Here is an 18,447-nt window from a genome sequence, read left to right on the forward strand (position 1 = left end):
CGCCATGCACCTGATCATCGCCACCGAAAGCTTCGCCGACGTGCCCCTGCGCCGCATCCCCGGCGGTTACGAGGCCGTGCTGGCGGGCGAGACCCTCAAGCGCCTGATCGACGCCAGCTTTCAGGGTGCCTCGATCGAGGTTCTGGGCGGGGATCTGGCGCGGCACGGCATGGATGTTACCGACATCCGCATGCGTGGCGCGACGACGACGGTGACGCTGATGAGTTCGGGCGCGAAAGCGCTGCACTGAGATCGGGGGCAGGTGCGCTTGCCCCAGACGTCGAGAAGGCCCAGGCGAAACCTAAACCTCGGGCATAAATCAAGAGCCTGATCGACGAACCTGACCCCCTCCCGCCTGGAGGGGGTCTTTTCCTTTGGGCACGCACGCCGGGTTACGCCGCCCCGGGGGTCAGCTCAGCCGTTGCAGGTGACGTTCAAGGATGGCGGCGGCGCCCTTCGGGTCGCGGCGGCGGATCGCGGCCATGATGCCGTGGTGATCCGTGTCGATCCTTGGCCGCCAGCGCGCGCGGTAATGGACAAGGATGTAGCGCGCGGCGAGGTTTTGCATGTTTTCGACCGATTCCAGAAGCCGCGGCATCTCGCAGGCCTCGTAGATCTTCATGTGGAAGGCGCGGTTCATTTCCTCCCACTCGTAGATGTCGGGCGCCTGATCGCAGGCCTCGCGCAGCCGGTCGGCCTCGCGCACCTGCGCGGGGGTCAGATGGGGGACGGAATGCAGAAGGGTCAGCGGCTCGAGCGCAACCCGCATCAGCTTCAGCTCGCGCTGGGCCAAGGGGTCAAGCGGCGCGACCTGCACGCCCTTGTTGTGCTGCGACACCACCAGCCCGCGCGCGGCAAGCTTCAGCAGCGCCTCGCGCACCGGAACATGGCTCACCCCGAATTCCGCCGCGACGTAATCCTGCCGCAGCCGCTCGCCCGCGCTCAGCTCGCCCCGGATGATGCGGCGCGCGATCTCGTCGGCGATCAGCTGGGGGGTTGGGGAAATGGTCATGGCGGCGGAAACCTGAGGCGACGATCGGCGGCCGGGGCCGCTCAGCACCTGCGCGCAATACAGTAAGACGGCCGATAGGTCAAAGTTGTCGGACCGGCCCGGTTCATCTCTTGCATCAGGCGGCGCAGCTGCGGCACCGACAGATGCCCCGCCCGCAGCCCGTTCACCCCGGTGGATCGCAGATGGTCCATCAGCGCGCGCGCGTCGGGGAAGGCGAGCGGGATGCTCTCGTCCCGGGCGGTGATCACCTGCAGCCCCGCGGGCAGATCGGCGCAAAGCCCGGCCGCATCGCGATAGGAGGGCGCGCCGGGCGGCAGGCCAAGCCCCGCGAGTTCGGGGAAATTCCCCGGCCCGAAGCTGCTGAGCGCCAAGAGCCCGCCGGGGCGCAGCGCGCGGGCGGCCTTTTCCAGCAGCGCCGCAGGATCGGCGAGCCATTGCAGCATCGAGGCCGAGGCGATCAGATCGAGCCCCTCGGGAAAGCGCAGATCTGCCGCATCACCGGGCAGAGCCTGCACCCGGGTCCGCGCGGGCCAGCCGAGCGCGGGCAGGGGGGCCACAAGGTCATTGAGCCAGATCGCCCCCGGGTCGAGCTGCGCAAGCTGCCGCGTCAGAAAGCCGGTGCCGTGGCCGAGTTCCAGCATTCGTGCGCCGGGGGCGACACGCGTCGCGATCTCGCCCGCCAAACGCGCGGCGATCTGTGCCTGCGCGCAGGCGGCGGCCTCGTAGCTCTGCAGATGGCGGGCAAAGCCCGTGGCGATGCGCGGGATCATCCGGTGATCTCCTGCCAGTCGTGCCAGCGGCCAAAGGGGTTGTGGTTGCCGTCGAGCCAGTCGATCCGCGCCCCCGGCCAGGCGGGTTCCAGTGCGGCGGGGGGGAAGATGCGATCTTCGCGCGCGGCAAGGATACGCGCGAAGGCCGGGGCGGGCGCGGCCGGGCGGCTGGCCAGCGCCTGAAGTTCGGCGGCGAGTGCGGCAATATCGGCCTCGGGCGGCACCGGTGACCCGGCGCGGCGGGCAAATTGCGCAAGGCTGCGCGGGCTCAGCCCCGCGATCGTGCCGTCATAAACCGCCGGGCCGATCACCGCGCGCGGATCGGGGGCGCCGCAGATCGCCACCGCCCGATCTGCACGGAGGCGCGGCAGATGACGCGCGGCGACCGCCACGCCCATCGAATAGGCCACGACGGTCAGGCGGCGGTAGGGCGCCCAAAGCGCCTCGGGCAGGGTCTCGTCGCGGTAGTCCGACAGCACCAGAACATCCGCCGCCCCTTGCAGATGCCGGATCGGATCCATCCCGACCGCCCAACCGGCAAAGAACAGGATCAGATCATCGCTGCCCCGCCGCTGCAGCCAATCCACCCGCATCAGAGCCCCCGCGCGATCGTGCACATCGCGGTGGTGACGCGGCTCAGCTCGTCCGGCGCGATGGTCAGCGGCGGCATGGCGTAAAGCATCGGGCCGAAGGGGCGTAGCCAGACGCCGGTCTCGGCGCAAAAGCGGTGGATTGCATCCATCGGCAAGGGCGCGCGCATCTCGATCACGCCGATGCCGCCAAGCGCGCGGACATCCGTCACGCCTGCAAGCCCGCGCGCCGGGGCCAATTCTTGGGTGAATTGCGCCTCGATCCGGCGGGCCTCGGCGGACCAGTCGCGGCTTTGCCACAGATCCAGCGCGGCCGCGGCCACCGCGCAGGCGAGCGGATTGGCCATGAAGGTCGGCCCGTGCATCAAGGCGCCCGTGCGTCCGGCCAGATCGCGGCTTGCGACCGTCGCGGCAAGGCTCATCATCCCGCCGGTCAGCGCCTTGCCCAAACACAGGATATCAGGCACGACCCCGGCCTTGTGCATCGCGAAATCGCTGCCGGTGCGGCTGAAGCCGGTGGCGATTTCGTCGAAGATGAGCGCGATTTCAAAGCGGTCACAGAGCGTGCGCAGCCCCTTCAGATAGGCGGGGTGGTAGAAATACATGCCGCTGGCGCCCTGCACGACGGGCTCGAGGATGAAGGCGGCGATCTGATCGCCGTGCCGCTCGAAAAGCGCTGCGACCTCGGCCAGCCCGTTTCGGCTGTCGTCGCTCGGCCACTCCGCGCCATAGGCAATGGGCGGGCGGGCGACGAAATGTTGCGGCGCGATGGCGGCGCCGAAATGGCTGTGCATCCCGGTTTCCGGGTCGCACAGGCTCATCGCCTTCCAGGTGTCGCCGTGATAGCCGCCGCGCGCCGTGGCAAGACGTGTGCGCCCCCGCCGCCCCTGCGCCAGCTGCGCCTGAATCGCCATCTTCACCGCGACCTCGACCGCGACCGAGCCGCTGTCGGAATAAAAGACCTGATCCAGCCCCTCGGGCAGGGCGGCGACGAGACGCCGGGTCAGCTCGATCGCCGGGCGATGCGTCAGCCCGCCGAACATCACATGCGGCAGGGTCGCGGCCTGATCTTGCAGCGCGCGCACCAGCGGCTCGGGCGCATGGCCGAAGGCGGTGCACCACCACGAGGACATTGCGTCGATCATCTGCCGCCCGTCCGCAAGCGTCAGCCAGATCCCCTTCGCCGCAACGATCTTGTGCTGCGGCGCGGGGGTGAAGCGCGCGGTGTAGGGATGCCAGACATGGGCGGCATCAAAGGCAAGATCCTCCATCAGAGCGCCCTCCGGATCGTGTCAAAGTCGATGGCGCGGAAGGCCTCGGCCAGCGCTGGGCGGGTCAGTTCGCTAAGCGGCGGCAGACGGCCCAAGGAGGGCAGATCGGCCAGGCGGCAGATCGTGTCCTGACTGTCGCGCACCTCGGCGCCCACGAAGGCGACGCCCAGCACTGGCACGCGGCGGCTGCGGAGCGCCTCGATCGTCAGAAGGCTGTGGTTGATCGTGCCAAGGCGCGTGCGCGCCACCACGATCACCGGCGCCTGCCAGTCCGCCATCTGATCGGCGTAAAGCCTGCGCCCGGCGAGCGGCACCAGCGCGCCGCCCGCCCCCTCGATCACCAGCGGGCCGGGCAGATCGGGCAGGGGCATCGGCCCGATCTCGATCCCGTCGCGCGCGGCGGCCAGATGCGGTGAGGCCGGGGTGCGCAGCCGGTAAGCCTCGGGCAGGGTGGGGCAGCCGGTGAGCCGCGCCACCGTCTCGCGGTCGGTTTCTTCGTCGAGCCCCGCCTGAACGGGTTTCCAATAGCACGCCTGCAAGGCCAGCGTCAGGCCGGCGCTGAAGACGGTCTTGCCGACGCCGGTATCGGTGCCGGTGATCACAAGGGCGGATGTCATGGGAAGAACTCGGTCCAGAGGTCTGAAATCGCGTCGAAAAGCGCGTCGATGTCGGCGCTGTGCAGCCCGCCCGTCAGCGAGATGCGCAGCCGCGCCGTGCCCTTGGGAACGGTCGGCGGGCGAATGGCGCGCAGATCGAAACCTGCCGCCTGCAACCGCGCGGCCGCGCTCAGCGCGGCCGTGTCGGCGCCCAGAACCCACGGCAGGATCTGGCTTTCGCCCGGGGCAAGCCCGATCTCGGCCGCGCGGTGCTGTGCCTGCGCGCGCAGCGCCGCCGCATGGGCGCGCAGCTCGGGCCGCGCGGGCAACAGGCGCATGGCCGCCCGCACCGCCGCCGCCATCAAAGGCGAGGGCGCGGTGGCATAGATGAAGGGCCGCGCCCGGTTCACCAGCGTCTCGATCACCACCCGATCGGCACAGATCAGCGCGCCGCTCGCCCCCAGCGCCTTGCCGCAGGTGTGCACGACGATCAGGGCCAGGTCGCCCGTCTCGGGGGCCAGACCGCGCCCGTCGCGGCCATAAAGCCCGGTCGCATGGGCTTCATCGAGGATCAGCACCGCGTCTTCCCGCCGCGCGAGGGCGGCGAAATCCTCGATCGGGGCGAAATCGCCATCCATCGAATAAAGCGTCTCAAGCGCGATCCAGACCCGGCCGCGCCCGCCCGCAGCCCGCCACAGACGGATCTGGCCGGAAGCATCCGCGACGTCATTGTGACGAAAGCGGCGCAGCTCGGCCGCGCTCAGACGCATCCCCTCGTGCGCGCTCGCGTGGATCAGCGCGTCATGCAGCACCAGATCCCCCGCCATCGGCAGCGTCGCAAAGACCGCCTGATTGGCCTGAAACCCGCCGCCCATGTAAAGGCAGGCCTCGGCCCCGAAAAAGGCCGCGGCCTCCGCTTCGAGCGCGGCAAATTCCGGGTCATTGCCGCGCAGAAGCCGCGATCCGCCCGCCCCCACCGCGACCCCGCGTGCCAGCGCCTCGGTCACCGCCTGCGCCAGATCCGCCGAGGCCCGCAGGCCAAGGTAATCGTTCGAGGCGAAATCGAGACCCCGCGCCGGGATCAGCGCCCGCGCCCGGCCGCGCTCGGCGGCGCACAGAAGACGCTCGGCATGGCGGGGATACTGGCTCACGCCGCATCCCCGCAGCGACGCGGCGCCTCGGGCTGCAGGCCGAGCTTGGCGAACAGCCGGGCGTCGGCGCTGTCATCGGGGTTCTCGGCGGTCAAGAGCGTGTCGCCCACGAAGATCGAATTCGCCCCGGCAAAGAAGCACATCGCCTGCAATTCATCCGACATCGCGCTGCGCCCGGCCGAGAGCCGCACATAGGATTTCGGCATCAGGATGCGGGCGGTGGCGATGGTGCGAACCATCTCGATCGGATCGAGCGGCGCGACGTTGGCCAGGGGCGTGTCGGCCATCGGCATCAGCATGTTGATCGGCACCGATTGCGGCGGCTCGGGCAGATCGGCGAGCGTCTGGATCATGCTGATCCGGTCCTCGGTCGCTTCGCCCAGACCGACGATCCCGCCCGAGCAGACATTGATCCCCGCCGCGCGGACGCGATTGAGCGTGTCGAGCCGGTCGGCAAAGCTGTGGGTCGAGATCACCGAGGGGTAGAAGCTTTCCGAGGTGTCGATGTTGTGGTTGTAGTAATCCAGCCCCGCCGTCTTCAGCTGGACGACTTGAGTGTCGTCGAGCATGCCAAGCGTCATGCAGGTTTCGAGCCCGAGTGCCTTCACCCCCTCGACCATCGCCAGAATGGTGGGCATGTCGCGCTCCTTGGGCGAGCGCCAGGCCGCGCCCATGCAATAGCGGGTGGCGCCCGAGTCCTTGGCCTTCTGTGCCTCGGCCAGAACCTTCTGCACCTCCATCAGCTTCGAGGCGGACAGCTTCGAGCCGTTGCGGGCCGATTGCGCGCAATAGGAGCAATCCTCGGCGCAGCCGCCGGTCTTGATCGACAGAAGCTTCGCGCATTGGATGCGGTTGGGGTCGAAAGTCTCGCGGTGAACGGTTTGCGCCCGGAACAGAAGATCCATGAGCGGAAGGGTGTAAATGTCTTGTGCGCGGCGTTGCATGGCTGACCTCCTGGCTGGTGGGGTCAGAGGATCGCAAATCCGGCACGGCCTCAATTTTGAAAGCTATCTATGATCCGGCCAAGGCGGCATCAGAGGAAATCTTGTTTTTTCAAGGGGTTTTCGCGGATGGTCAGGGTCTTTTACCGCAAGATCCCGCGCGCCTCTGACTATAATATATAATCCCGGCGCGCGGCCTTGATCTGCGATGACGCCTTCTTGTCGTGTCGCCCGGAGCGCGCGGCGAAATGCCGGAGCGGCGGGGTTCAGTGCAGGAAGATGGCGGCGATCAGCCCGGCCCAGCCCGTCAGAAGCATGCCCAGCACCAGCCAGTTGCGCAGGGTGGGCGGGCGCCAGAACAGCTGTCTCATGCGTGTTTCTCCATGTGGCGGGGCAGATCGACCGGACTGCGGTCGAGGGGCTTTCCGGAATATCTACCAAGTTTGTCGTGCGTCAGGGTTCCAAAGACCGGCGATTCAGGAGAAGATCCTGCCCTTTTGTGGTGTTTGTGCAGGAGGTTGTTCCTGGCTCACCAGCTTTTGGTGTCGATCGGGTAGGCGGTAGAGAATCTGAGCCGCTCCATGGCGAAATGCGAGGTGATGTTGCGGATCGGCACGGCATCGGTGAGGCGGCGATAGAGCAGGTCATAGGCCGCCATGTCTGGGACCGAGACGCGCAGCAGGTAATCCATCTCGCCCGCCATGCGCCAGACCTCCATGATCTCGGGCAGTTTTGCGACTTCGGTGGCAAAGGTCTCGCGCCAGTCCGGGCTGTGATCGGGGGCCTCGATGGCCGCGAAGACCGTCAGCCCCAGCCCCAGCGCCTGCGGATTGGCGAGCGCGACGCGCTTTTCGATCACGCCCGAGGCCTCGAGCTTCTGGATGCGTTTCCAGCACGGCGTCTGCGACAGCCCCACCCGGTCGGCGATCTGCGCCACCGGCAGCGTTGCGTCGCGCATCAGTTCCGCGACGATCTTGCGGTCGATCAGGTCAAGCTGGCTCATCGATCTCTCCCTTCGGTGGTCTGGCCCCAGAATGACAGTAAAGGGCAAAAAGTCTACCGCCATTATAGAGAATATTTCTTTCGTCCCGACTCGGAGTCGGAACGCCGGGCGCACGCGATGTCGATCCGCAGGGGTGGGCCCGAAAGGCTGCGCCATGAGCCCGCAGAAGATGAGTTGCGCGCGCAAGGCTCTGTGGTGCCGGATCGCGCCTTTGCCGTGCCTTTTGCGGACCGCCGATTCCGCGAGATCTCTGGTTCTTCTCGGTACAGATCGAGTCGCGGACGTCGGTCGACAGGCTGTGCGCCGGACCTTCTGTCGCGATGCGTATGATGCCAGGATTGCATTCCGAAACAGTGGCTTGAGGCGCGTTGTTCGGGCGCTTTAGAAAGCGCTTCTCCGACCTTGGAAGAATAATTCCCCAAAAACACGACCAATTTAGGTGATAATATTTCCTTGAAAACACGACTTCATGAGTGGAGTATTTCTTCATGGGCAAGCCCCCGAGGAAAGGAAACGCCATGACCTACGTCCTGCCGATGTCCGCGATCGCTGTCACCCGTGTGCGCCGTCCCCTGCAGATGCAGTTTGCTGCCCCGATCCTTGCCGCTGAAGCCTATGGGTTCGAGGTGGCGCCGGTGGTCCCGCGCCGGATGCGCGCCGCCGATCTCGAGCGTCACGAGGACATTGGCGTGCCCTCCGGACTGGCCTTCGTCTTGGCGATTCCGCTGGGTCTGATGATCTGGTCCGGGGCGATTTACTGGGTGCTGGCATGAGAGCCGTGCCGCTTTTTGCTGTCACGATGATCGACACCCGGACCGAGGAACCGCACCGGGTCGATGGGGTCGTGCTGCGCAAGATCACCCATGATCCTGAAACGGCGCGTCAGGAATTCCTGCGTCATCGCGATTCGCAGATCTGGCGGATCGTGGTGCGTTCGCTGTCCGGGGCGGTCCCGGCCTGATCACGCCCGGCTGCGGCAGTTCGGATCTGCCGCGCCCTCTCGTCAACAAGGAGGACGTCATGCTGTCACGTCTGCTTCTTGCCCTGACCACGCGTCGCCCGCGGGCCTGGGAACTGGTTGAAACCGGCCTGAATGGCCTTGCCGCCGATCTTGCCCGCGAGGGTTGGCAGGTTCGCTTTGCCGGGCCGCGTTGGGACTTTGTCTGGACGCGGGAATGGCAAACTCCGCATGCGTGCCGCATTCTGGTCCTGCCCGATCCGGGGCAGGGGGGGCCATGCCCGTTGGGCGAACCTGAGCGGTGACACTTGATTTGAGTTGGCGGCGTATTCGCTGGCTCTGTTTTTCAATGGGTTACGGATCGCCAGTGACACTTGGTTTGATGATGGCCGCGGAAACGTCGGCGCAAAACGCCGACTGCAAAATTCATCGTCAGACAATTATTCAATAAAATCAATAAAGGCCGGGTAGCATGTGTGCGCTTGAAACCGCGCCATGTAACCTCAACAGTTTACAGTTTACGCGTCTACTTGTCCCACTTAACGAATGCCTTTAGATCACCTTCAACCCAGCGGGACATGGTCGCATAGCTCCTCTTGAAATAGTCTTTCGGGCGGTTCGGATGGCCAGACTGCCGGTCTACAATCGCCATAAAGTCCAGCATTCCGACCGCTGCAATCTCGTGAAGCTCATACCCCTGTATGCGCCCGTTTTCGGCATCTATCGCGGTGTCAGGGTGCTTCTTCACCGCGTCCATCACACGAATTAAGACATGCAAGATGGCCGATTGGCAGAAGACTGCATAGTCTTCTTTCGAAAATTCACCCCTTGTCGCGTCGTCGCCACGACCGACAAGCCAGTCTATCGACACGCTCATTCCGTCCGCAATACTGATGAGCGCGTCAACGCCAGGGCGCTGGGGGTCCTTGAGGTTCATATAATTCTCAAGGGACCTCTTCGGCAGCCCGCATCGTTCTGCCATCTCATGGATCTTAAGCCCTCGCTCAGCTTGGAGCGCACGGAGCCTCTCCGCCACATCGGTTGATTTCGCTGCGTCTGCCATTGACAGAACCTCATTGGGTGTTGAGTATACCTTATTAGGTTCTATCAAGCACCTGATGAGGGCACTTTGTCAGCTTCTAACACCCAATCACGCGACGATAAAGAGAGATACTTGAAAGTCCGCGTGGCTTTCCTCTCGCGCGGAACATCGTTGCATGCTTGGTGCGGGACGAACGGCATCGCAATGCAGAATGCCCGCGCGGCGCTTCTGGGCCTGTGGCGCGGCCCCAAAGCCGCCGCCATGGTTGCAGAGATTGTTGAAGCTGCAACGGGTGACTTTGAGGACCGCGCTGCGCAGTAACGACCTAGCTGGCATCCCCGGCCTTCCAACTTCTCGAATGGGGATATGGAAGTGGCTGAAACGTAAAGAAATTCCGCTGATTGAAAGCGGTGGATGCTACTATTTTCAGCTGAGTGATCTACCTAATCAGGTGCGTCTATCCTTTCTCGCTCACCGTGCGGAGGCGATGGGCTTGGCGATGGGCGAGCATGACGATGCGGCGCATGTGGCGCTCGCAGCCAAGCCGTTGGGTGTGCAGAACACCGCTTATGCCCGCGCAGAAACCATGATGTTCGTTGCCAAGCATCGCGCGGCGGGCCTGACGGATGGTCAGATTGCCCAGCATCTTCAGACAGAGGCCGCGAAGACCGGGGCGGCGATCCTTGCTCCCTCGTGCGCAACCTTGGACCGCTGGTCAAAGGCGATCGCTGGCATTGCACCGATCAACTGGGCCCCCGCGCTGGCCCCGAAATACCAGGGCCGGACTGTCACTGCGGAGGTTTCGCCCGAGGCTTGGGCTGAGTTCGAGACACTCCTTGGCCTTGCCGGTAAGAACGGCACCGGCTGGCCGCTGAAAGAGGCATGGCAGAAGATCGAGGAACAAAAGGCCGCGCGCGGTTGCGGCAAGCTTCGATTCCTTCCTGGCGAAATCGCCCGCGCCCTATGCGCACCTGCACCGGGTTGCGATCAACGGCTTGCCGCCGGGGACCGCCGGAAGCGTTGCCGCTGCGACCGCCGAAGAGGCCGCGCGTCTCGCGCCCAACTCGGGATCAAGCCGGACCGCCTGTCGAAGTGACGGCGGGCGCATCGCGCCCGCTTCCACCTGCACAACCTGCACCACTGCAAAGGGACAATGCCCGTGACGCCTGACCTTCCCCAGCCCGCCACGGGGCGGAGCATCGTCAAAGCTCTGCCGCGCCCGCCCGCCTATCTCGCGCCCTATGTCGAGGTTTTGGGGGGAGATCTGGCAATCGAATTCCTTCTGGCCTTCGGGGGTGCCGACATGACCTTTCCCAGCGATGCAGAGCGCGCGAAAGAGGGGGCGGCGGCGCGGATGGTTGGCGGCAAGCGACTCGTCGCGCTTGGGGATCGGCTTTGCGCTACGCGGGCCAAGGTGCCGCTGGGCGATCGCTGGCTCGCGGCGGCGCTTCAAGCGAAGGGTTTTTCCATCGCCGAGATTGCCCGCCGGGTGCGCAAGAGTGATGTCACCGTTCGCAGCTGGTTGAACGGCACCGTTCAGCCGAATCCCCACGCGAAAGCCGGGGATGACACATGACAGGCGCGCCCGACACGTCGCATGACTGCCCGAAGGCTGCGGCTGCGGCCCTGGCACAGGTGGCGCTTGCCCTGGCCGAGATGAAGGCCGGGCAAGCAGCTGTTGCGCGTGCCGTCACCGGGCTTGAACTGCGCGTTCATCACCTGAAAGCCGAGGCCCTTGTTCGCGCCGATCATCTCGGCCGCGATCAAGAGCAAGAGCGCGGTGGTACCCGAGAGCCGCAGCCCGACAAAGATCGCGGGCACGGCGGCGGGCAGGATCACCCGACCAAAGAGCGTGAGCCGCCCGGCGCCGAAACTGCGCGCCATTTCAAGCAGTTTGCCATCGACCTGCTTCACTCCGCCGATCGTGGCGAGCAGGATCGGGAACAGGCTCGCCCAGAAGATCACGAAGACCTTCGAGGTTTCGCCAAGCCCCAGCAGCAGGATGAAGACCGGATAAAGCGCCAGCGCCGAGGTTTGGCGGAAGAGCTGCAGGATCGGGTCCAGCGCGCGCTCGACCACCGGCATCTGCCCCATCGCGAGGCCAAGCGGCACCCCCACCGCGACCGAGGCGGCAAAGGCGATCCCCGCCCGCTGCAGGCTGATCGCGATGTCATCGAGCAGCGCGCCCGAGAGGATCCCCTCGGCCAGTGTCGTCACGATCCGGTCGAGCGGCGGAAAGACCGAGGGGTTGAGCCACCCGGCGGTCGAGGCGACTTGCCAGAGGCCAAGGAAGCCCAGCAGCAGCCCGTAGCGGGTGGCAAGCCGCCCCGTGGCCTCAAGCCCCCGGCGCAGGTTTGCGCCGGAAAGCGGGGGCGGCGGGCCATCCGGTCTTGCGACCGGCGTCACCGAGATTTCAAGGCCTTGGAATGCCATCTATTCCGCCGCCTGTGCATTGCGCCGGGCCAGCGCCCAGCGGGTTTCGGGGAAGGGCAGGCCGAGGTTCTCGCGCAGGGTGCGGCCCTCGTATTCGGTGCGGAACAGGCCGCGGCGCTGCAGTTCGGGGATCACCAGATCGACGAAGTCGGTCAAGCCGGTGGGCAGCCACGGCGGCAGGATGTTGAAGCCATCGGCGCCCTCGTTTTCGAGCCATTCTTGCAGCGTATCGGCGATGCGCTCGGGCGTGCCAACGAGCGTCAGATGCCCGCGCGCCGAGGCAACCCATTGGTAAAGCTGGCGGATGGTGAAGCCGTGTTCGTCCGCGATGGCGCGGATCAGGGCTTGACGCGACTTCATCCCCTCGGTCGGCGGCGCGGGCGGCAGCGGCCCGTCCAGATCGTAGCCGCTCAGATCCAGCGTGCCGCCGGTCAGACCGTTGAGCAAGCCGACGCCGTCTTCGGGCAGGATGAGCGCGGTCAGCCGGTCGTATTTCTCCTGCGCTTCTTCCAAGGTCCGCCCGACAAAGGGCGAGACGCCGGGCATGATCAGCACATGATCGGGGTTGCGCCCGAGGCCGCGCGCCCGGGCCTTGATGTCGCGGTAGAATTCCTGCGCCGTTTCAAGGTGTTGATGCGCGGTGAAGATCACCTCGGCATGGCTGGCGGCAAAGCCGCGCCCGTCTTCGGACTGCCCCGCCTGCACGATCACCGGATGGCCCTGCGGGCTGCGCGAGACGTTGAGCGGCCCCTTGACCTGAAAATGCGTGCCCTTGTGGTGGATCTCGTGCAGCTTCGCGGGATCGAAGAACCGGCCGGTGTCCTTGTCGCGGACAAAGGCGTCGTCCTCGAAACTGTCCCAGAGGCCCTTCACCACATCGACATGTTCATGCGCGCGGGCATAGCGGGCGGCGTGCGGCAGCTGCGTGTCACGGTTGAAGTTTTGCGCCGTTGCATCGCCCGTTGTGGTGACGACGTTCCAACCGGTCCGGCCCTCGGTGATCAGATCGAGCGAGGCGAATTTCCGGGCCAGCGTATAGGGTTCCTCGTAGGTGGTCGAGGCGGTGGCGATGAAGCCGAGGTTTTTCGTGTGTTGCGAAAGCGCCGCAAAGAGCGTCACCGGCTCGAAGCCCGCCACCTTGGCATTGCCGCCCTCGATCCCGCCGCCGAAGCTGACCGAGAGGCCATCGGCGAGGAAATAGGCGTCGAACAGCCCGCGCTCGGCCTCTTTGGCAAGCTGGATGTGAAAGCCGAGGTTCGTTGCCCCGTCCGACGGTTGATCGGGCTGGCGCCAGGCAGCGATGTGTTGACCGCCACCGGGCAGGAAGGCGCCAAGGCGCAGTTTGCGTTTCGCGGGGGTGTTCGTGGTCATGGGGGAACTCCTGAGGGTGCAAGAAGAGGGCCCGTCGCTTGCGGCGACGAGTTTGGAGGTAGGGGAAAGGGCAGGGGGATCAGGCGGCGGCGCGGGCGGCCTTGGGCACAAGCCAGGGGTCGAATTGCGCCACCGCGCGATCAAGCCGTTCGATCAGCGCCGCCGAGGCGGGCTGGCCGTTTTCGAAATCCGCCGGGCCTGCGTAGATGCCGGTGGGCAGGCTTGCCGCCTCGAAAAAGGCGAGAAGCGGGCGCAGCTGAAATTCGACCACAAGCGCGTGCTTGTCACCGCCGCCGGTTGCGGCCAGCAGCACCGGTTTGCCGCGCAGGGCCGTGGGCTCGATCAGGTCGATCAAGTGCTTGAAAAGGCCGGTATAGCTGCCCTTGTAGACCGGGCTTGCCAGAACCAGCGCGTCGGCCTGCAAGATTGCCTCGACGACGGCGCGGGCCGGGGCGGGCAGATCATCGAGCGTGCCAGCCTGCCCAAGCGCGGGTTGCAGATCGCCCAGATCATAGCTTTCTGTCTGGCCACCAAAGCGGGTCTGCGCCTTGGCAAGCGCCAGATCGACCAGCGCGCGGGTTTTCGACGGACGGCTGAGCGAGCCGGAAAATCCGACGAGGCGCGGCGAAGAGGGAAGCACGGGCATGGGATCTCCAAAACACGATTTATCTTGTCGTGTAATGTGGCATCCTTTGCGTTTTGGAGCCATTCCAAATTTCCCGGGCGTGACGGTTGCGGGCTTCTTTGCCGGGGCTTTGCCGCGGAATTTCCTTCCCTGACCTTCGTGCGTCACAGTGTCTTTGCGCCTGCTTGCGCGGGGCCATCAATCCGGCCGCTGTCTTTGACCGTCCGGATGTCGTATGGAAAGGAAAACGAGTCAGGACAGGCCATGCGAACTCATTCAGCGGCTCTTTTCGCCCTCCTTATCGTGGCCGGTTGCGCCGCCGGGAATGGCGCGGTGGTGAAGGGGGCCGGGCCGGATGATCTGCTGAAGCTGCGCGATGGCCCGGGCCTCGAGCACAAGATCCTCATCGGCTTGCCGGATGGAACCCGTTTGACGCGCGGGGGCTGCGTGACGACGCACGGCAAGGTCTGGTGCCGGGTTTTCCTGACTGACAAGCCCAGTGTCTCGGGCTATGTGTCGGCGGAATATCTGGCGCATCGCTGAAGCGCAGCCCGTCGCCTGCGGGGCCGTCCTAGGTCAAGAAGCGGTAGCCCACGCCGGGCTCGGTGGCGATGTAGCGCGGATTGGCCGCGTCATCGCCGAGTTTGGCGCGCAGCTGGCGGATGAAGACGCGCAGATATTGACTGTCTTCCGCATGCGCCGGACCCCAGATCGCACGCAGGATCATGCCCTGTGTCACCAGCCGATCGGCTTGCGAGGCAAGCATCCACAGAAGCTCGAACTCCCGCGGCGTCAGGTGCAATTCCTCGCCCGCGCGGGTGACCCGATGCGCGGCACTGTCGATCTGCAAATCGGCCACTTCCAGCACCGCAGGCAGCACCGGCCCCGCGCGATCACGCAAGAGGCTGCGGATGCGGGCCAACAACTCTTTGATGCCGAAGGGCTTCACTACATAATCCTGCGCGCCGCGATCCAGCGCCGCAACCTTTTGCGCCTCGTCTCCCCGCACCGAAAGCACAAGGATTGGCACCCCAGACCAGCCTCGCACCGCTTCGATCACGCTTTGGCCGTCGGCATCGGGCAGGCCAAGGTCAAGCACGATCAGCGCCGGGGTTTCGCGGGCGGCCAGGGCAATCCCCTCGCGGGCGGTGGCGGCTTCCAGCACGGCATGGCCCTCGGCTTCGAGCGCCACGCGCAGAAAGCGCCGGATTGGCGCCTCGTCGTCGATCACCAGAATGCGGGCGGTCTCTAGCATGGCAGCTCCGGCGGGCTGGCGGGCAGGGCGAAGACGAGTGCCGCGCCGGGGCCTTCGGGCGCGGCCTCGGCGTGGATCGTTCCGCCCATCGCGGCGATCATGCCGCGACAGATCGGCAGACCCAGCCCGGTGCCGCCCGGCTGGCGGTCCCCGCCCGTGACCCGGGTGAACATGTCGAAAATGCGCTCGCGCGCTTCGGGCGGGATGCCGGGGCCCTCGTCGCAGATCGTGCAGATGACCCTCTTGCCCTCGGCCCGGCCGCGGATCGTCAGTCGGCTGCCCGCGGGCGCATGTTTCGCGGCATTGTCGAGGAGGTTGATCAGCACCTGTTCCAGAAGCACCGGATCGGCCTCGACGGTGGGCAGGCTTTCGGGCAGGTCAACGACAAAGCCAAAGCCCGCCAGCGCGGCCCGCAGCCGCCGCCGCGCCGCGCCAAGCACCTCGGCGATGTCGGTGGGCACCAGTTTCGGCTTCAGCGCCCCATGCTCGATCCGCGTCATGTCGAGCAGGTTCTGCACGTAGCGATCCAGTCGCTCGCCCTCGGCGCGGATGCTTTCGGCCAGATCGCGGCGGGTGGGGGCGGCCAGTTCTGGCGTGGCGGCAAGGCTGCCCGCCGCGCCGATGATGGTGACCAGCGGCGTGCGCAGATCATGGCTGACCGAGGCCAGCAGCGCCGCCCGCAGCCGTTCGGTTTCGGCGGCAAGGCGGCTTTGCGCCAGATCTTCGGACAGCCGCACCCGCTCCAGCGCCAGCGCGATCTGATCCATCAGCGCCGCCATCAGATCGGGCGTGGGCGCGGGGCCGGGATCAAGATGCAACACCCCCAGCGGCCGTCCGGCCGCGGTGATCGCAAGCCCGTCCCCGCCCGGTGGCAGGACGCGGGCCGGACGGCGCAGGATCATGCTCACATGCGCCTCGATCACCGCGATCACGGCGCTGGCGCCGCTGACCCCGGCCAGATCGCGGCCGAATTCGTAAAGCTGCCGGGTGCGGGCGGCAATCGCCGCCTGTTCGGCGCCGCGCGCGCGCAGTTGTGCGGCGAGATTGCCGGTGACGAGCGAGGCGACGAGAAACAGAAGCAGCGTCAGCACCTCGGCCCGCGCGGTGATGGTGAAGGTGTGGCGCGGTGCGACGAAGAAGAAGTCGTATAGTGCAAAGCCCAGCAGGGCGGCCAGCACCGCCGGTCCCCGCCCGCGTCGGCTGGCGACCACCACCACCGCCGTCATGAAGATCAGCGCGAGGCTCGCCACCGGGAAATGCCGGTCGACAAGGGCGGCGGCCAGCGCGGCCAGACAGGTCACACCCACCGCCTCGGCATAGGCGGCGGGTTTCGCAACGGGAAAGGCGAAGCTCGGACTCATGGCGCCAGCATCGCGGGTCGCGCCGCCGCTGTCGATGCCTTGCCGCCAATCTTTACGCGATCCTTACGCGCAGAGGGTGTTTTCCGAATGGCCCCCTTACGCCGCACCGGGGGAGATTGCCCCATCCGCCGACCTCGGCCCAACCCCCCGGATCCGATGACCGCTCTTGATACCCCCCCGCTTTCCCCCGCCGATCCGCGCCGTGCCGGGCTGATGGCCGCCAGTCTGGCGGTGATCGGCGTCGTCTATGGCGACATCGGCACCTCGCCGCTTTACGCCCTGCGCGAGGCGATGCTGGCCACCGGCGCCGGAGCGGCGGGCGTCGAACGCGCCACGGTGCTGGGGGTGCTGTCGCTGATCACCTGGTCGCTGATGCTTGTGGTGACGCTGAAATATGTGCTCTTGCTTTTGCGCGCCGACAACGAAGGCGAAGGCGGCACGCTGTCGCTTCTGGCGCTGGCGCAACGCGCGCTGGGCCGCCCGCATCGCGGCATCCTGATCCTTGGCATGATCGGCGCGGCGCTCTTTTTCGGCGATGCGGCGATCACCCCGGCAATCTCGGTGCTCTCGGCGATCGAGGGGCTGACGCTGGTGACCGAGCGCTTTCAGCCGATGATCGTGCCCATGGCCTGCGCCATCATCGTCGTGCTTTTCGCCGTGCAAAGTGGAGGCACCGAGCGGGTGGCCCGGTTCTTCGGTCCGGTCACGCTGGTGTGGTTCCTTGTCATGGCGGTGGGCGGGATTGCAGCGCTGGCCAGCGATCTTTCGGTGCTCGCGGCGCTCAATCCGATCCATGCGCTGCGGCTGGTGACGAGCCATGGCGCGATCGGCTTTGCCGTGATGGGGGCGGCCTTTCTGGCCGTCACCGGCGCCGAGGCGCTTTATGCCGACATGGGCCATTTCGGCCGCCGTCCGATCCAGCTGGCCTGGCTTGTCCTCGTCTTTCCTTGTCTGTTGCTGAATTACTTCGGGCAGGGGGCGCTGCTGCTGTCCCACCCCGAGGCGATCGAGAACCCGTTCTACCTGCTTTACCCCGATTGGGCGCTGGTGCCGGTGGTCGCGATGGCCTCGATGGCGACGGTGATCGCCTCGCAGGCGGTGATTTCGGGCGCCTATTCGCTGACGCAACAGGCGGTGCAGCTGAAACTTCTGCCGCGGCTGCGGTTGCGTCAGACGTCGGACGTGGCGCAGGGGCAGATCTACATGCCCGAGGTCACTTTCTGGCTGATGGTCGGCGTGCTGTTCCTTGTGCTTACCTTCCGCTCGTCCTCGGGGCTGGCCTCGGCCTATGGCATCGCGGTGACCGGCACGATGGTGGTGACGGCGAGCCTTGCGATGGTGGTGATGCACCGCCATTGGCGCTGGCCGGTCTGGCTCACCGCGCTGGTGATGGGGCCGCTGCTGGCGCTCGATATCGTCTTTCTGGCCGCCAACCTGACGAAGATTCTGGCGGGGGGGTATCTGCCGCTCGGCATCGGCGCCGGAATGCTGGTGCTGATGGTCACCTGGCAGCGCGGCAGTGCGCTCGTGCGGACGCAGGAGCGCGCCAGCAACCTGCCGATGGAAACGCTCTTGCGCCAGTTGCGCTCGGATTCGATTGCGACCGTGCCCGGCACGGCGGTCTATCTGACCGCCACCCCCGAGGAGGCCCCGGTGGCGCTTTTGCACAGTCTCAAGCATTTCAAGGCTTTGCACGAGAACATCGTGCTTCTGACGATCGTCACCGCCGATGTGCCCCGGGTGCCCGCCGAAGCGCAGGTGACGATGGAAGAGATCGATGATCGGCTGCGTCGGGTGACGATGACGTTCGGCTATGCCGAAGAGCCAGACGTGCCGAAAGCCTTCCTGCAATGCCGCAAACTGGGGTGGAAGCCCGACATCATGGCGACCTCGTTCATCCTGTCGCGCCGTTCGCTCAAGCTGGCCAATCGCCGCCGCATGCCGGGTTGGCAAAGCGTGTTGTTCTTCTACCTGGCCCGCAACGCCGCCTCGGCCTCGGACTGGTTCCGCATCCCGGCTTCGCGGGTTGTCGAGATCGGAACGCAGGTCAATGTGTGACCTTTGGCCC

General features: G+C 66.1%; 22 protein-coding genes. 8 read left to right on the plus strand and 14 right to left on the minus strand.

From position 1 onward, the window contains the following. Positions 1-4: 4 nt before the first annotated feature. Positions 5-250, plus strand: a complete 246-nt coding sequence (locus tag ACTTAI_RS08850) for a hypothetical protein (RefSeq protein WP_444455365.1) — start codon at positions 5-7, stop codon at positions 248-250. Positions 251-409: 159 nt separating this feature from the next. On the opposite strand, the gene ACTTAI_RS08855 is transcribed toward ACTTAI_RS08850, so the two are convergent. The 8 genes from ACTTAI_RS08855 to ACTTAI_RS08890 all read right to left on the minus strand — a co-directional run bounded on the left by ACTTAI_RS08855 (position 410) and on the right by ACTTAI_RS08890 (position 7,334). Beyond that, positions 410-1,012: a GntR family transcriptional regulator gene (locus ACTTAI_RS08855; RefSeq protein WP_444455366.1), complete on the minus strand. Its 603-nt coding sequence runs from the start codon at positions 1,010-1,012 to the stop codon at positions 410-412. Positions 1,013-1,053: 41 nt separating this feature from the next. Beyond that, positions 1,054-1,782 (minus strand): methyltransferase domain-containing protein, encoded by a 729-nt coding sequence (locus ACTTAI_RS08860; RefSeq protein WP_444455367.1) that lies wholly within the window; start codon positions 1,780-1,782, stop codon positions 1,054-1,056. Beyond that, positions 1,779-2,375 (minus strand): pimeloyl-ACP methyl esterase BioG family protein, encoded by a 597-nt coding sequence (locus ACTTAI_RS08865; protein WP_444455368.1) that lies wholly within the window; start codon positions 2,373-2,375, stop codon positions 1,779-1,781. The genes ACTTAI_RS08860 and ACTTAI_RS08865 overlap by 4 nt, the downstream gene beginning before the upstream one ends. Then, positions 2,375-3,643, minus strand: coding sequence for an adenosylmethionine--8-amino-7-oxononanoate transaminase (gene bioA, locus ACTTAI_RS08870; RefSeq protein ID WP_444455369.1), 1,269 nt, complete (start codon positions 3,641-3,643; stop codon positions 2,375-2,377). The genes ACTTAI_RS08865 and bioA overlap by 1 nt, the downstream gene beginning before the upstream one ends. Then, positions 3,643-4,260 carry a dethiobiotin synthase gene (gene bioD, locus ACTTAI_RS08875; RefSeq protein ID WP_444455370.1) on the minus strand — a complete coding sequence of 206 codons (618 nt, stop codon included), beginning with the start codon at positions 4,258-4,260 and terminating at the stop codon, positions 3,643-3,645. Before bioD ends, bioA begins: the two co-directional genes overlap by 1 nt. Beyond that, positions 4,257-5,390, minus strand: a complete 1,134-nt coding sequence (locus ACTTAI_RS08880) for an aminotransferase class I/II-fold pyridoxal phosphate-dependent enzyme (protein WP_444455371.1) — start codon at positions 5,388-5,390, stop codon at positions 4,257-4,259. The genes bioD and ACTTAI_RS08880 overlap by 4 nt, the downstream gene beginning before the upstream one ends. Beyond that, positions 5,387-6,334 carry a biotin synthase BioB gene (bioB, locus tag ACTTAI_RS08885; RefSeq protein WP_444455372.1) on the minus strand — a complete coding sequence of 316 codons (948 nt, stop codon included), beginning with the start codon at positions 6,332-6,334 and terminating at the stop codon, positions 5,387-5,389. Before bioB ends, ACTTAI_RS08880 begins: the two co-directional genes overlap by 4 nt. Positions 6,335-6,860: 526 nt before the next feature. Beyond that, positions 6,861-7,334, minus strand: coding sequence for an Lrp/AsnC family transcriptional regulator (locus ACTTAI_RS08890; RefSeq protein ID WP_444455373.1), 474 nt, complete (start codon positions 7,332-7,334; stop codon positions 6,861-6,863). Between the two features lie 518 nt (positions 7,335-7,852). On the opposite strand from ACTTAI_RS08890, the gene ACTTAI_RS08895 reads away from it, so the two are divergent. From ACTTAI_RS08895 to ACTTAI_RS08905, 3 genes are read left to right on the plus strand one after another with little or no spacing between them, the layout of a single operon-like run. After that, positions 7,853-8,107, plus strand: a complete 255-nt coding sequence (locus ACTTAI_RS08895) for a hypothetical protein (protein WP_444455374.1) — start codon at positions 7,853-7,855, stop codon at positions 8,105-8,107. After that, positions 8,104-8,295 carry a hypothetical protein gene (locus ACTTAI_RS08900; protein WP_444455375.1) on the plus strand — a complete coding sequence of 64 codons (192 nt, stop codon included), beginning with the start codon at positions 8,104-8,106 and terminating at the stop codon, positions 8,293-8,295. Before ACTTAI_RS08895 ends, ACTTAI_RS08900 begins: the two co-directional genes overlap by 4 nt. Positions 8,296-8,354: 59 nt before the next feature. Beyond that, positions 8,355-8,597 (plus strand): hypothetical protein, encoded by a 243-nt coding sequence (locus ACTTAI_RS08905; RefSeq protein WP_444455376.1) that lies wholly within the window; start codon positions 8,355-8,357, stop codon positions 8,595-8,597. 221 nt (positions 8,598-8,818) lie between these two features. Here ACTTAI_RS08905 and ACTTAI_RS08910 read toward each other — a convergent pair whose 3' ends face one another. Further along, complete coding sequence (locus ACTTAI_RS08910; RefSeq protein WP_444455377.1) at positions 8,819-9,229, minus strand: hypothetical protein; 411 nt, start codon at positions 9,227-9,229, stop codon at positions 8,819-8,821. A 382-nt stretch (positions 9,230-9,611) separates the two neighbouring features. On the opposite strand from ACTTAI_RS08910, the gene ACTTAI_RS08915 reads away from it, so the two are divergent. Then, on the plus strand, positions 9,612-10,430 hold the full coding sequence (locus ACTTAI_RS08915; protein WP_444455378.1) for a hypothetical protein: 819 nt from the start codon (positions 9,612-9,614) through the stop codon (positions 10,428-10,430). Positions 10,431-10,493: 63 nt separating this feature from the next. Beyond that, complete coding sequence (locus ACTTAI_RS08920) at positions 10,494-10,910, plus strand: helix-turn-helix domain-containing protein (protein WP_444455379.1); 417 nt, start codon at positions 10,494-10,496, stop codon at positions 10,908-10,910. Here the strand turns inward: ACTTAI_RS08920 and ACTTAI_RS08925 are convergent. The 3 genes from ACTTAI_RS08925 to msuE form a co-directional block, all read right to left on the minus strand. Continuing rightward, positions 10,871-11,767, minus strand: coding sequence for an ABC transporter permease (locus tag ACTTAI_RS08925; protein WP_444455380.1), 897 nt, complete (start codon positions 11,765-11,767; stop codon positions 10,871-10,873). The genes ACTTAI_RS08920 and ACTTAI_RS08925 overlap by 40 nt on opposite strands. Continuing rightward, entirely contained in the window at positions 11,768-13,138 is a 1,371-nt protein-coding gene (locus tag ACTTAI_RS08930) for an LLM class flavin-dependent oxidoreductase (RefSeq protein WP_444455381.1), read from the minus strand. 79 nt (positions 13,139-13,217) lie between these two features. After that, positions 13,218-13,784, minus strand: a complete 567-nt coding sequence (msuE, locus tag ACTTAI_RS08935) for an FMN reductase (protein ID WP_444455382.1) — start codon at positions 13,782-13,784, stop codon at positions 13,218-13,220. Positions 13,785-14,027: 243 nt separating this feature from the next. Here msuE and ACTTAI_RS08940 point away from each other — a divergent pair, with 243 nt between their 5' ends. Then, complete coding sequence (locus ACTTAI_RS08940; RefSeq protein ID WP_444455383.1) at positions 14,028-14,306, plus strand: SH3 domain-containing protein; 279 nt, start codon at positions 14,028-14,030, stop codon at positions 14,304-14,306. A gap of 28 nt (positions 14,307-14,334) precedes the next feature. On the opposite strand, the gene ACTTAI_RS08945 is transcribed toward ACTTAI_RS08940, so the two are convergent. Together ACTTAI_RS08945 and ACTTAI_RS08950 are read right to left on the minus strand one after the other, a co-directional pair. After that, entirely contained in the window at positions 14,335-15,018 is a 684-nt protein-coding gene (locus ACTTAI_RS08945) for a winged helix-turn-helix domain-containing protein (RefSeq protein WP_444455384.1), read from the minus strand. Next, the gene (locus ACTTAI_RS08950; RefSeq protein WP_444455385.1) at positions 15,012-16,379 is read right to left on the minus strand and encodes a sensor histidine kinase; all 1,368 of its coding nucleotides are present in this window, start codon (positions 16,377-16,379) and stop codon (positions 15,012-15,014) included. The genes ACTTAI_RS08945 and ACTTAI_RS08950 overlap by 7 nt, the downstream gene beginning before the upstream one ends. Before the next feature lie 156 nt (positions 16,380-16,535). Here ACTTAI_RS08950 and ACTTAI_RS08955 point away from each other — a divergent pair, with 156 nt between their 5' ends. Then, the gene (locus tag ACTTAI_RS08955) at positions 16,536-18,437 is read left to right on the plus strand and encodes a potassium transporter Kup (protein WP_444455386.1); all 1,902 of its coding nucleotides are present in this window, start codon (positions 16,536-16,538) and stop codon (positions 18,435-18,437) included. Positions 18,438-18,447: the final 10 nt, after the last annotated feature.

It is taken from the genome of Rhodobacter capsulatus (assembly GCF_052363175.1).
Classification (GTDB): Bacteria; Pseudomonadota; Alphaproteobacteria; order Rhodobacterales; family Rhodobacteraceae; genus Rhodobacter; species Rhodobacter capsulatus_D.

What these genes read in the sequence shown, in the direction of transcription:
- ACTTAI_RS08955 (WP_444455386.1), top strand. Translation starts at nt 16,536, where the DNA reads ATGACCGCTCTTGATACCCCCCCGCTTTCCCCCGCCGATCCGCGCCGT.
- ACTTAI_RS08850 (WP_444455365.1), top strand. Translation starts at nt 5, where the DNA reads ATGCACCTGATCATCGCCACCGAAAGCTTCGCCGACGTGCCCCTGCGC.
- ACTTAI_RS08925 (WP_444455380.1), bottom strand. Translation starts at nt 11,767, where the DNA reads ATGGCATTCCAAGGCCTTGAAATCTCGGTGACGCCGGTCGCAAGACCG.
- msuE (WP_444455382.1), bottom strand. Translation starts at nt 13,784, where the DNA reads ATGCCCGTGCTTCCCTCTTCGCCGCGCCTCGTCGGATTTTCCGGCTCG.
- ACTTAI_RS08895 (WP_444455374.1), top strand. Translation starts at nt 7,853, where the DNA reads ATGACCTACGTCCTGCCGATGTCCGCGATCGCTGTCACCCGTGTGCGC.
- ACTTAI_RS08950 (WP_444455385.1), bottom strand. Translation starts at nt 16,379, where the DNA reads ATGAGTCCGAGCTTCGCCTTTCCCGTTGCGAAACCCGCCGCCTATGCC.
- ACTTAI_RS08865 (WP_444455368.1), bottom strand. Translation starts at nt 2,375, where the DNA reads ATGCGGGTGGATTGGCTGCAGCGGCGGGGCAGCGATGATCTGATCCTG.
- ACTTAI_RS08855 (WP_444455366.1), bottom strand. Translation starts at nt 1,012, where the DNA reads ATGACCATTTCCCCAACCCCCCAGCTGATCGCCGACGAGATCGCGCGC.
- ACTTAI_RS08930 (WP_444455381.1), bottom strand. Translation starts at nt 13,138, where the DNA reads ATGACCACGAACACCCCCGCGAAACGCAAACTGCGCCTTGGCGCCTTC.
- ACTTAI_RS08905 (WP_444455376.1), top strand. Translation starts at nt 8,355, where the DNA reads ATGCTGTCACGTCTGCTTCTTGCCCTGACCACGCGTCGCCCGCGGGCC.
- ACTTAI_RS08910 (WP_444455377.1), bottom strand. Translation starts at nt 9,229, where the DNA reads ATGAACCTCAAGGACCCCCAGCGCCCTGGCGTTGACGCGCTCATCAGT.
- ACTTAI_RS08945 (WP_444455384.1), bottom strand. Translation starts at nt 15,018, where the DNA reads ATGCTAGAGACCGCCCGCATTCTGGTGATCGACGACGAGGCGCCAATC.
- bioA (WP_444455369.1), bottom strand. Translation starts at nt 3,643, where the DNA reads ATGGAGGATCTTGCCTTTGATGCCGCCCATGTCTGGCATCCCTACACC.
- ACTTAI_RS08860 (WP_444455367.1), bottom strand. Translation starts at nt 1,782, where the DNA reads ATGATCCCGCGCATCGCCACGGGCTTTGCCCGCCATCTGCAGAGCTAC.
- ACTTAI_RS08890 (WP_444455373.1), bottom strand. Translation starts at nt 7,334, where the DNA reads ATGAGCCAGCTTGACCTGATCGACCGCAAGATCGTCGCGGAACTGATG.
- ACTTAI_RS08940 (WP_444455383.1), top strand. Translation starts at nt 14,028, where the DNA reads ATGCGAACTCATTCAGCGGCTCTTTTCGCCCTCCTTATCGTGGCCGGT.
- bioB (WP_444455372.1), bottom strand. Translation starts at nt 6,334, where the DNA reads ATGCAACGCCGCGCACAAGACATTTACACCCTTCCGCTCATGGATCTT.
- ACTTAI_RS08900 (WP_444455375.1), top strand. Translation starts at nt 8,104, where the DNA reads ATGAGAGCCGTGCCGCTTTTTGCTGTCACGATGATCGACACCCGGACC.
- bioD (WP_444455370.1), bottom strand. Translation starts at nt 4,260, where the DNA reads ATGACATCCGCCCTTGTGATCACCGGCACCGATACCGGCGTCGGCAAG.